The 11,827-nt window shown below is 51.3% G+C and carries 8 protein-coding genes; 4 read left to right on the top strand and 4 right to left on the bottom strand.

Features of this window, described 5'->3' with window-relative positions; genetic code table 11:
• Positions 1–29 precede the first annotated feature (29 nt).
• Both DYY88_RS16770 and DYY88_RS16765 read left to right on the top strand, forming a co-directional pair.
• Positions 30–818: a hypothetical protein gene (locus tag DYY88_RS16770; protein WP_039726447.1), complete on the top strand. Its 789-nt coding sequence runs from the start codon at positions 30–32 to the stop codon at positions 816–818.
• Positions 819–971: 153 nt separating this feature from the next.
• Entirely contained in the window at positions 972–1,463 is a 492-nt protein-coding gene (locus tag DYY88_RS16765) for a hypothetical protein (RefSeq protein WP_039726446.1), read from the top strand.
• Between the two features lie 139 nt (positions 1,464–1,602).
• Here DYY88_RS16765 and DYY88_RS16760 read toward each other — a convergent pair whose 3' ends face one another.
• From DYY88_RS16760 to DYY88_RS16750, 3 genes are all read right to left on the bottom strand, one after another.
• On the bottom strand, positions 1,603–2,064 hold the full coding sequence (locus DYY88_RS16760; protein ID WP_044151162.1) for a GNAT family N-acetyltransferase: 462 nt from the start codon (positions 2,062–2,064) through the stop codon (positions 1,603–1,605).
• An 843-nt stretch (positions 2,065–2,907) separates the two neighbouring features.
• Positions 2,908–4,191 (bottom strand): Sll1247 family protein, encoded by a 1,284-nt coding sequence (locus DYY88_RS16755; protein ID WP_039726445.1) that lies wholly within the window; start codon positions 4,189–4,191, stop codon positions 2,908–2,910.
• A gap of 792 nt (positions 4,192–4,983) precedes the next feature.
• Positions 4,984–6,522, bottom strand: a complete 1,539-nt coding sequence (locus DYY88_RS16750) for a pentapeptide repeat-containing protein (RefSeq protein WP_044151161.1) — start codon at positions 6,520–6,522, stop codon at positions 4,984–4,986.
• Positions 6,523–6,945: 423 nt separating this feature from the next.
• Here DYY88_RS16750 and DYY88_RS16745 point away from each other — a divergent pair, with 423 nt between their 5' ends.
• Positions 6,946–7,815: a prephenate/arogenate dehydrogenase gene (locus tag DYY88_RS16745; protein WP_039726444.1), complete on the top strand. Its 870-nt coding sequence runs from the start codon at positions 6,946–6,948 to the stop codon at positions 7,813–7,815.
• Here DYY88_RS16745 and DYY88_RS16740 read toward each other — a convergent pair.
• A complete protein-coding gene (locus DYY88_RS16740) occupies positions 7,775–9,514 on the bottom strand; it encodes a sensor histidine kinase (RefSeq protein WP_052288356.1) in 1,740 nt (579 codons plus the stop codon). The genes DYY88_RS16745 and DYY88_RS16740 overlap by 41 nt on opposite strands.
• 479 nt (positions 9,515–9,993) lie before the next feature.
• On the opposite strand from DYY88_RS16740, the gene lepA reads away from it, so the two are divergent.
• Positions 9,994–11,799, top strand: a complete 1,806-nt coding sequence (gene lepA / locus DYY88_RS16735) for a translation elongation factor 4 (RefSeq protein ID WP_039726443.1) — start codon at positions 9,994–9,996, stop codon at positions 11,797–11,799.
• The last annotated feature ends 28 nt before the right edge of the window (positions 11,800–11,827 follow it).

Raw genomic sequence — 11,827 nt, 5'->3', positions numbered from 1 at the left:
GGGAGCTTGCTTTGGTGGCAAGAAAGACTATGAACATAACGACTATCCGTCAACGACCGCAATGGCTACTCATCGGGATTATTGTGAGCGCCGCCCTCATCGGTGGGGTATTACGGGTTTTGTGGCCCCAGGATGCCCCAAACTCCAGCACCACGGCATCAACGCCCATCACAACCGAAGCCGAAGAAACCCCCCAAGTCTTTGAGTCACCGATGATTTCGCTATCGGCTGAACTCCGCAAAGCTGCGACGCCCAGCGAACTCGTGCGTTCCACCGCAAGTGACGAACGCTTATCGGGGGTCATGACCGGACGCGCCGACCCCTTTGCGCCTATCACCCAGTCAATCGGGGCCCACACCTCCTCTCGTCAAGAAGAGACAGCAAACAACACAGCCGCTCCACAAATTGCCGTCAGTGCTGATCGGGCACCCGTCTCTCCCAATTTGCCCACAACGTCTATTTCACAGGTGCCAGACTTGCCGCCAGTGCCGACCGCAAATGTGACCCCACCGTCCTTGCCAGCCATCCCCATGGCCGCGAACCCGTTACCGATTCCGAATTTGCCGAGCAGCCTTCCTGGCGCCAATGCTCAACCGCAAAGTCCAATTGAGACCGTTGAATTAACCGGCATCGTGCAAGTGGGCGATCGCGTGGGCGTCATTGTCCGCGAAGGCAACGGTCAGACGAGTCGTCATGTCTTTGCGGGCGACTTGCTCGCCGGTGGCCAGGTTCGTCTCAAATCAGTAGATCTCTCTTCTCAGCAGCCATTAGTCATTTTGGAATACCAAGGCAAAGAGTATACCCGCATTGTCGGATAACGCTCTCGATGCGGATCTGAGCAAGGTCCAGAAACCGCCAATCACGATGGCGGTATGGCCAGACAGAGTTACTCAGCAATGCTGAGGGAACTGTGGCAGCATAAACACACGCCACTTCCTTTGACTGGCTCAAAACAGTTTCATTCTCAGGTCATGGATCCATCCACCCAACGGCCCTTAAGCCTTGATAGTGCCTTTCCTTGTCCAATTTGTCGGCAAGGTACTATTGAGGCGATCATCCTTACCGATGCGTTTGCCTGTGAGTTTTGCCGTCACATATTGGCTGCTAATCTGGCCCAGCAGCAAGTCCAAGTCGTTGACAGTAGCCAACCCCTAACCTGGGGATGGAATGGCCAACGATGGCAGGTCATGCGCGGCGACAAGGCACAAGAATTGTCAATGCTCATATGCATTCTGGCAGTCGTGCTAATAGTGATCCCAGCCAGCTTAGTCTGGCTGTCAGGAGTCTTGTTTCCGCCGTTGACGCCGACCACAGGGTTACCGTTTTCAACCCTATGGGCAATCATCACTTTGACGGCCCATCTCACCTTTGTGCTGTGGCTGGTCGGCGAGTACTATCAGATTCCTCTCTACATTGCCGCCAAAATACGGATTGCGCGATCGCGTTACTCATCTCGTCCCTAAACGACCAGCGTTTGCAGCCTTGCTGGAACTATGAACGGAGCCGCAAATAGTTCCAGAATTTAGACCATGCCAACATGACATTGAACTCGCAACGTAGACATCATCTTCCATAGCCGAAGAAGCTGATCTCGCAGCATACTCAGCACAAAAACATTTGCTTGCGCATAGTGACATGCCAAATGCCGACTTCTAAAAACTCCTCCCCCTCACACTCAAAGCCGAGCTTTTCATAAAATGCGATCGCATGATGCTGAGCCGACAACACAACTTCGCGATAATGATTTCGTTGGGCTAGCTCCAGTAGCAGCGCCATAATCTGTTGCCCTACCCCTTGACGCCGGAGTGGACGAGAAACTGCAACACGGCCAATTCTGCCATGCGGAGTCAGCCTTCCAGCACCGACGGCATGTCCCCCATAGGTAGCCAACACATGCTGTGAAACGTTATCTAGATCATCAATTTCTAGATGCGCGGGAATCTTTTGCTCATGTACAAAGACTTCTGTTCTGACCTTATGAATTAGCGTTTTTTCAGAATTATAATCAATCACCCTCGTGATAATTTTAGGCTGGGTTAAGGGAACAGATAGCGTAGTCACCATGTCAAATTATTTTTGGGTAGATGCAAAAACGAACGATTGATAAATCATCAAGCTGCGATCAATGCCATACAGCCTGCAATATTTAGCTGATGAGACGAGACACGCAAAATCTGATTTCAATCAGACTCTTCTGAATGCTCTTGGTGATATTACATTAAGGTGCTCCTCGAAGGAAACCTGAAATTCTCTAGGCCAGCTAAATAGCCATTAGTTTAAAACAAGAGCATCAGCATCAATGAACCCAATACACAATCATAAAGATTAGCCACTTCACAGCCATATCAGCAACTCCGTGCACATCACTCAACCGTAGTTCAAAACCAAGACAACAAGTAATCGATCAAACAAAGGCAACACATGAGCGAGCTCTCAAGCTCCAAAGCACATAATTAATCGACGTTCTTTGAAAACCTAAAATCAGTCAATTTAAATTGATTCTAGTTGTCTACAAGCCTGTGACTTCATCTATCATTTACAAATAACATACTATCCAAAAGCGAGATTTCAACATTAAGCTAGAGTATTTCCCCAAGCTGACAAAATGCCTTGCCTTACTGATTTCAGACACTCTAAAACTTTGTTGAGTCAAGCTTATCATAGCGAAAACCGCATCACCTAAACTGCTGAATCCCGCCAATAGCATCACAGATTTATGCAAAAAGTTTATGCAAAAAGAGAGGGTGCCCATCTTGAGCAAGAAGTCGAAAAATCAGCACCACCTTCAAAATTATCATCTTCAATCTCTAGAGAAGACTCTCAAGAGTTTTTCAGGAACTTTCCAGCAGCCTCTGCTGTTCAGTCCAATTTATTGGCGTGCGCACAAATTATTGGCATCCACAACGATCAGCTCATCAAAAAATGTGAGATATCTGTAGAGCCAAAGTTAACGCTCATAGCTACATTGAGATTTTCAAACATTTGCACTAGCCATTTAACATTATTTTGGGTGCTAGTTTCGTAATGATTGAACAATGTTGAAAATCGCTTTTCCAAATAAGGCCTGACTTTCCGACACAACAGAATCACCTTGATCAGCAGACCAGTCGTAAGAATTGGACCGAGGTTATTAATCAAGTCAATAAAGACGAAATGCTGAGGCTTTGCTGAAGACTCCAAAACCAAAAAGTTTAACAACTGGCTACAGGTACGAATCAGCAGAAAGTCATTAGTAGGCTGATCTTCATTTTGAGGCAGTGTACGCTCTAGCTGCTCAGCCAGCATGCGATTAAACTTACGTTTTCCGTAGCCGGGTTCGACGGCTGCCGAAAGATAGTCATACAGCTCTCGCTTAAAATCTCGAAATGCGATGTGCTGATTTCGTTCGAGGAAATTATGAGCAGTATCTCGATAGCTGCGACCGTGTTCAACTTTGCCAGAAAACTGATTGAGGGAGGTGACCAACTCGCGATCGCTGAGCAACGTCGGATTACTCACTGGTTTCAACCGCGAGATCGTTTCAGGCGCCGCCTGAGATTTTTTCATTCGTGCCTGACGAACCCGGTAAGTCACGTAGTGTGACAGATTTACCTCAAATTTTTGTTGGGCTTGCGCCTGCATGCGACGAATATTTTGATGATGCGCTTCTGGGCTATCCTCACTAACCAGACAATATTCGTAAAGGTAGGGATATCGCTGGATCAAATTACCCAAGGGGCGATCAGCATCATTGCTTTGGCTAGAGTCACTGTCGACCAGCAATGCCAAGCGCTTGAGCGTCAAGTATTGCTCAGTCTCAGTAAAATTTTGAACAACTTGACGAAGATGCCGCACATGACGGCTGCGAGAGTATTCCCGCACATTTTCACAAGGCGTCAGTTCAAATAGATCAATCAGTAAAGGAACCGCATACTGAAGTTGCGGGTTACTTTGCCAGCGGTTAATTAGAATGTGGCAGCAACGATTGAGAATGAAGTGAAAGTACTCCTCAATCCCTCGATCAGCCAAAATCTGATCGAGAGCAGCGACAACCGCTGGGTCGGGATATCCGACGCCGTCTATAAACAGTGACTGGAACCGACCGAGCATTTGCTCTGGTGGAGCACACTCAGCGTACGCCAACAGGTGACCATAGAGCGTTTGCTCTTGTGGGCTGATAGAACGGCTTGGATAGGCTACCCTTTGGTTCACGGCAACACAGGCCTCTCCTAGAGGCGTTAATGATGATATTCATGATTGGTGGATGCCCCTGACAACCAGGAAGCTAATCGTCTCCCGATTAGTTTCCTGGCATTGAATAGTAAGATGCTTACCTATTAATTTAGCCGACTTACGTAAGCGAGACGTCAGTTTTTACACCTGGAATACAGATTTTTAAAAAACGTGAGCTCCGTGTAAACACGAATTAATTGCAATTTTTTATCACTTTAGCTAGGCCCTGAGCTGCTGAGCCAGGTCCTCAATTGGGAAGGTGGTCGAAAATCAGGACAAAAGACTCAGTATTTTTGAGGAAGTTGAACTTTTTCACAAAAAATAAAGAATCACCTTGAAAGTTTATTCGACATGATTTTGGCGTTTTTGTAAAGCTGTCTTTATGCGTGACAGCAGTGTTTTGTCTGGTACTTCTGGTGTCGTCAGCGAGGCCATGTGTAGCTGACAGGGACATCGGCACGAATTGAGCACAAGTTGACAGACTGTTCATGAAGGTTTGGCGATGGGGAAGGCTGTGGCAGCCTTGGCTCCTCGGTTACAGGCTTTCCGTAACAGCAGACCTCGTAAAATTCAAAAGCCTAAGTGCAAAACTAAAGTGCTTACAGCATCAAGCTTCTAGCGTTTGCCGGGGACGGCAGTGGGCACTTAGCTAAGGATCGTCATCCCTCCTCCATATACAGCTTCGCAATGTTTGCACGATCGCGACCTAGAAACGGTGGCCGCAGTCACTGTCCTCCAACCAGTGACCGGATGCAGTGGGCACCAATATCCTTATTGGCCAGAGCGAAAAAAGGTCAGGTAATTGTCAAGAGTCGGTTGATAGAGTTTCCCCATGTCAGTGGGCGTGATGCCATAGCTACCCGAAGTTCGGCGCACGCCAAATTGAGGATTGGCGTATAGCTCTAGAGAACTGCCCCGAGCATTGACGAGTTTGATTTGCACAGGCCAGGTGAAAAAGGTGTGATCTGCAACTAATGTTTTGAGCGTAGATAAATCTTGTTGTTGCAGCATTGTTTTGACACGGTTTAATTCGCGATCGGCCTCGTCAAGCGCAAAGGGGCGAGATGATTGTGACAACCCCTCTTGATGCAGAGTATCGAGAATCGCTTGGATAGCGGGTCCATCCACAAAGGGCAAAGTCACCAGGTAAGCGATCGCGGATAAGCCAGTTTCGTCATCGGTCATGCAGGCAAGCTGGGTGTGACGGTTAGTCAACTCAATATTGGGGGGACGCGATAAGACCGGACTTACTTCTGCTAACTGAACAAACGCGGCAGCTAGCGCGGCATGGGCTGCGAGTGTCATCACTCCGTCGATAGTTACCATAACCTGGGCCGGGCGCTGGTTGAGAAACGCATGTACGTCTTGCCCGGTGTTGAAGTAGCGACGCTGCGATTGGTCACCATAGAGGCTGAGGTCGATCCATTCACAAACGATCTCAGTAGTTTGGATGTCGTACACGATCGCCCCTTGCATTTGGATGCCGGTAATCGTGGCTCCCGACAGGTCAGCCCCAACACAGCGGGCATGTCGCAAATTGGCACGGCTCAGGTCAGCATGGACCAAGATCGTATTTTCGAGGGTGGCACCTTCTAATTGTGCCCCGGTCAAATCGGCTCCGCTAAGCTTGGCATCGGTCAGGTCGGCGTCTTTGAGGTTAGCCCCGGTCAGATTAGCCCACCGCAAATTAGCCCCGCGCAAATTGGCTCCACTCAGATTTGCGGTGCGCAGATTGCCGTGTCGACCTTCCAGGCCAATCATGATGGCATTATTCAAATCAGCCCCTTCTAAATTGACCGAGTGGGCTTGAACGTGGCTCAAGTTAGCCCCGATCAAGCTACTTTTTCTTAAGTTGCTACGGCTCAAATTAGCCCGCGTCAGGTTACTCCAACGCAGGCGCACTTCGCGCAAATCAGCTTCCTGCAGATTGGCCTGGGTCAGATTGGTATTGCTCAAATCAGCCCGCAACAATTCTGAGCGAATTAAGGACGCCCCAGTCAAGTTCGCGCCAACTAAAATCGCTTGAATCAAGTTCGCCACATTCATTTGAGCGGCTTGCAAATTAGCCTGACTCAGATTGGTACCGCTCAATCGACTGACATTGAGAACAGCGGCCTGCAAATCGCTTTGGCTCAGGTTGGCGTTACTGAGATTAACCACATTGAGGTCGGCCTCTCGCAGAATGATGTTGGGTAACCGAGTGCCTGACAAGACGCATTCGTTGAGCTGGGCGCGAGAAAAGTCACGCTCTCCCTGAGCGTATTTGTCCAATAAACGAGCCGCAGCATCGGGCGCAGGTAAAGGCTTCATGGGGCAGGCAGCAGGAGGGAGAACGCGATTGACTAAAACAACATCACGGCGGGCAATTTTACCCGGTTAATAAGGGGGCGATCGCAGGTTCGTGCGTTATGTCGATCATTGCCATCAGTATTGGGTAATCGACGCGGATAATTACGGTTGTATTTCAAGGTTGCCCGCAAACTTACGGATCTTTACCAAGACTTTGCAAAGCGACTAATGCGCCTTGCCGATGATGAGGCTGGGGAGCCTTTCGCAGGCATTGCCGTTCACGCAGCCAGACCACCCAATGTTGGGGCAGCGATCGCACCTGGCAGAGCAGCCTAGCGCTGAGAGTCTCTGGCCGCACTCAGAACGTCGCGTCAACTCGGTGACAGGCTTGAGATAGGGTGTCTTTGAAGGGGCGCTTTTGCGGTGTAAGCGCTAAAAGGTGGCATGAACATTGGCATTGTCGGTTTAGGGTTAATTGGCGGTTCTCTGGGGCTGGATTTTCGGCAACTAGGACATGAGGTATATGGGGTGACCCGGCGCCCGACGACTTGTGAGGCGGCGATCGCCTGTGGGGCAGTTGATTACGCCTCTACAGACCTGCAAAGTCTGAAATCAACCGATATTGTGTTTCTTTGCACGCCGATACATTTATTAGAGGCGATCGCCCTAGAGCTGATTCCCCATCTATCTCCTACCACCGTGTTGACGGATGTGGGGTCGGTCAAAGGGGCGATCGTCCATCGCCTCAGTGCACAGTGGCCTAATTTTGTCGGCGGTCATCCCATGGCTGGCAAGTCAGAGGTAGGGATTGCGGTGGCCGAGGCGGGACTCTTTGCGCAGCGGGCCTATGTGATTACGCCGACCGAACAAACGCCGCCCACAGCTTTAGCCCTGTTGACCGAACTGGCTCACAGCTTGCAAGCTCAGGTGTTTACCTGCTCGCCAGCAGTGCATGATCGAGCCGTGGCGTGGATTTCCCATTTGCCGGTCATGGTGAGCGGCAGTCTGATTCAAGCCTGTCTTAGCGAATCTGATGAGACGGTGCGCCAGTTAGCCCAACAGTTTGCCAGTTCGGGCTTTCGAGATACGAGTCGAGTGGGCGGCGGTCACCCGGAGTTAGGGCTGATGATGGCCCGCTATAACCGGGATGAGGTGCTGCGATCGCTGCAAGCCTATCAGCAGGCCTTGCAGGATTTAACCGAAAAGATTCAGCAATCTGATTGGGAGGCAGTGGCCGATGTTTTGGCGACTAACTACGCAGCCCGTCCTGACTTTATTCAATCAGCACCGGCTCCTGATAAAGCAGTGTCGTAAAGGTCACGGTGGAGCCCAGCCCTTCACCCATACTGATAAACTGCACCACACCGCCCATGGCCTCAATCAACCGTTGAGAAATGGCGAGCCCTAGCCCCGTGCCACCATACTGGCGGGTGCGCTCACCATCCACTTGACTGAAAGTTTGGAACAGACGATCTTGCTTCTCTAGCGAGACGCCAATGCCGCTGTCGGCCACGCTGACCTTGACCGTGCCTGGCCATTCTTGATCTTTGAATTGCACCTTTTGCGATTTGATTTCGGCACTGATGGTGATGTGGCCTTCGTGAGTGAATTTGATGGCGTTGCCAATCAGGTTCAGCATGACCTGGAGCAGTCGCTGATAGTTGCCGTTGATAATGATTTCGTCATGGGTCAGGGGCTGCTGGATTTCAAACCGCAGCCCTTTGCGCTCTGCTTGAGGTCGGGTGAAGTTTTCGACATTGGCAAACAGCTCACTCAATTTCACCTGTGACATGTCGATTTGCATCTTGCCCGCCTCAATTTTGGCGATGTCGAGCACGTCGTTAATCAAGTTCAGCAGGTGAATGGCGGATTTATGGGCCTCTTGCAAGAACTCGTCTTGTTCCTGGGGATCATCCGCCATGCCATCCAAAATCAGCCGCAGGAAGCCGATCATGCCATTCAGCGGTGTGCGGAGTTCATGGGACGTGTTGGCTAGGAATTCACTTTTCAACCGGGAGGCTTCTTCGGCCAGACGACGCGCTTCTTCGAGCTCGTGATGCTTTTGGCGCAGGCGTTGGTTAGCCGCTTGCAGTTCGTCGGCCAATCCCTGCGCATCGCGAAATAAATGGGCATGGGCGATCGCTGTCCCAACCTGTTCCATCACGGCTTGCAAGAGTGACATGTCGAGCCCTTGCCAGCCGGTCGCATTGGGTGACTTGAGAATAATGACGCCATTGATTTCACCCAGATGGCGCGTGGCTGCCACGAGGTAAGTGCCGTCAGCGATCGCGGCATTTTCCACAGCTTGGTCAATCGCGGCTAAGACCAGCGGCTGGGGATTACGCAGAACAGCAGACAGACTGGGATAGTCGGAAAAGCTAAGCGTCTCGCCTAACGGGCACTCAACAGCAGCAGTTTGCACCTTAGCCATCACAGGCAACGGTTGGTTCGGAGCTTCATAGGCACAAAAGATCCCCCATTCGACGACCAAAATCGCCGCCAACTCTTCCACAGTCTGTTGCCAGATCGTTTCTAAGTCGAGGGTCCGGCGAATTGACCAGGTGAGTCGCGTGAGCTGTCGCTCAGCAATTTGATAGGGCGCTTGGGCCACCCCGACTGCCGGGCTCCAATCAATGACCTTAAATGCCCCCATCCAGCTCCGTCCCGAATCCAGCGAAAGGGGACACAGTTGCACAACGCCCGTGAGCTGACCACTCGGAAACTGCATTTGCCAGGGGTCTGCGGTGCTCACTGGCACATCAGCCTGAAAATCGATATCAAGGGCATTAAAGTTACTGAGCAACTGTTCGAGCGATCGCCCCACCCAACTCGTAGGTTGCACCCCAAATTCTTCCGCGACCGACCATTCTAGGCTCTGCAGGTACCCCGACTCATCCACTACAAATAGCAGCGGTGGCAACGTTTCTGGCAAGAGGTACGCGCTTGCCGGGAAAGCCGCATCTTCGGTCTGCGAGTCAGTCTGGGACAAGGTTTGAGGGGACGGGATCCGCATAGCAGTTGAAGAAAGGGGCTTAACGGCAAGAAGCGAGCAGGGTTAACAGACTGTGATTTGATCGGCCAAACACGCACATCTAGGCATCGAGTGCAGCGAATGGGTTACAACAAAGGCCGGAAATCAAACAAGATTTTTGACTCCCCCAGTTAGGACAAACCACACCAATATTGTGGCAACTCGCAAACATTTATCCTGTTATAGCCGCTCTTACTAGCGATTGCCTGCTACTCATTGCGTTATCAGCGTGCCCGCGATCGCCTTGAGGTCGACAGCAAATGACTGTAACAATCGCAACATGCCACCGCTGCTCATGGCAGCGTCTCGCCTCAAAGGCCCGCCAGACCAGTAACGCACCCGCATCGGTACCGACTGCCGATCTGATCAGTCAGGAATTTCATCGCAGGATTCCGTCTGCTGATAAATCCGATTAAACTTAGTAACAGACTATTTGCTTTCTTTGAGGACGCCATCCTTGTATGACTGACGCACCTGTCTCTCGAATTCGTAACTTTTGCATCATCGCGCATATCGATCACGGCAAATCGACCTTGGCCGATCGCTTGTTGCATAAGACTGGCGCTGTAAGCGATCGCGACATGAAAGACCAGTTTCTCGACACGATGGATCTGGAACGAGAGCGGGGCATCACCATCAAGCTGCAAGCGGCGCGGATGAACTACACCGCCAAAGATGGTGAAACCTACGTGCTGAACCTGATTGACACCCCGGGACACGTTGATTTTTCGTATGAAGTCTCACGATCCCTAGCCGCTTGCGAGGGCGCGCTGCTGGTGGTGGATGCGTCTCAGGGTGTCGAAGCGCAAACCCTGGCGAACGTCTATTTAGCGCTCGAGCATGATTTAGAAATCATTCCCGTGCTGAACAAGATTGACCTGCCGGGAGCCGAGCCAGATCGCATCAAACAAGAGATCGAGGATGTCATTGGTCTGGACTGTAGCGAAGCCATTTTGGCCTCCGCGAAAGCCGGGATCGGGATCGATGAGATCTTGGAAGCGATCGTGGACAAAGTACCGCCGCCCCAAGACACGGTAGACGAACCGCTGCGCGCCCTAATCTTTGACAGCTACTACGATCCCTACCGGGGTGTCATCGTTTACTTCCGGGTGATGGATGGCACCTTGCAAAAGGGTGACACCGTCCGGCTCATGGCCTCCAAAAAAGAATATGAAGTGGACGAACTAGGGGTGCTCTCGCCCGTACAAGTGCCCGTAGAGGCCCTGCACGCTGGGGAAGTGGGATACTTCTCAGCGGCGATTAAAGCAGTGGAAGACGCGCGGGTTGGCGACACCATGACGCTCGTAAAACAACCCGCCGAAAAACCGCTGCCGGGGTACGTAGAAGCCAAGCCGATGGTCTTTTGTGGCTTGTTTCCCACCGACTCAGATCAGTATGAAGACTTACGTGACGCCCTAGAAAAGCTGCGGCTGAATGATGCCGCGCTGCAATATGAGCCGGAAACGTCCAGCGCGATGGGATTTGGCTTCCGTTGTGGCTTTCTTGGGCTGCTGCACATGGAAATTGTGCAAGAGCGGTTAGAGCGGGAGTACGACCTCGATCTGATCACAACAGCTCCCTCGGTGGTATATCAGGTAACCCTGCTAGACGGCACGGTCGTGGAAATCGACAACCCCAGCACGCTACCGTCGCCCCAAGAGCGCGAGTCCATTGCCGAACCTTACGTGCGGGTCGAAATGTTGACTCCTGAAGAATATGTCGGCCCGCTGATGGAACTGTGTCAAAGTCGGCGGGGCGAGTTCAAAGACATGAAATACCTCGCGCAGTCACGGACGGCGCTGGTGTATGAGCTGCCTTTGGCAGAGGTCGTGACCGACTTTTTTGATCAGCTCAAGTCGCGTTCGAAGGGGTACGCCAGCATGGAGTATCACCTAATTGACTACCGAGTGAACAATTTGGTACGGCTCGACATTTTAATCAATGGCGAACCGGCTGATCCTCTGGCGAACATTGTCCACCGTGACAAAGCTTATTACGTGGGTAAGGCCCTGGTAGAAAAGCTCAAAGAGTTGATTCCGCGCCACCAGTTTAAGATTCCGCTACAGGCTTCGATCGGCAGTCGGGTGGTAGCGAGTGAAAGTATTCCTGCTTTGCGCAAGGACGTACTCTCGAAATGCTACGGCGGCGACATTTCTCGGAAGAAAAAGCTGTTGCAAAAGCAAGCCAAGGGTAAGAAGCGGCTGAAGGCGATCGGCACCGTGGATGTACCGCAGGATGCCTTTATGGCGGTGCTGAAGTTGACCTAAATGCCCACCCGCCGGAAGATAAGGCGAG

Origin of the sequence: Leptolyngbya iicbica LK (genome assembly GCF_004212215.1) — a bacterium.
GTDB lineage: Bacteria > Cyanobacteriota > Cyanobacteriia > Phormidesmidales > Phormidesmidaceae > Halomicronema > Halomicronema iicbica.
The sequence above is the reverse complement of the archived record's forward strand: the minus strand, read 5'-3'. Positions and strand labels throughout refer to the sequence as shown.

What these genes read in the sequence shown, in the direction of transcription:
- DYY88_RS16745 (WP_039726444.1), top strand. Translation starts at nt 6,946, where the DNA reads ATGAACATTGGCATTGTCGGTTTAGGGTTAATTGGCGGTTCTCTGGGG.
- DYY88_RS16750 (WP_044151161.1), bottom strand. Translation starts at nt 6,522, where the DNA reads ATGAAGCCTTTACCTGCGCCCGATGCTGCGGCTCGTTTATTGGACAAA.
- DYY88_RS16760 (WP_044151162.1), bottom strand. Translation starts at nt 2,064, where the DNA reads ATGGTGACTACGCTATCTGTTCCCTTAACCCAGCCTAAAATTATCACG.
- DYY88_RS16765 (WP_039726446.1), top strand. Translation starts at nt 972, where the DNA reads ATGGATCCATCCACCCAACGGCCCTTAAGCCTTGATAGTGCCTTTCCT.
- DYY88_RS16740 (WP_052288356.1), bottom strand. Translation starts at nt 9,514, where the DNA reads ATGCGGATCCCGTCCCCTCAAACCTTGTCCCAGACTGACTCGCAGACC.
- DYY88_RS16770 (WP_039726447.1), top strand. Translation starts at nt 30, where the DNA reads ATGAACATAACGACTATCCGTCAACGACCGCAATGGCTACTCATCGGG.
- lepA (WP_039726443.1), top strand. Translation starts at nt 9,994, where the DNA reads ATGACTGACGCACCTGTCTCTCGAATTCGTAACTTTTGCATCATCGCG.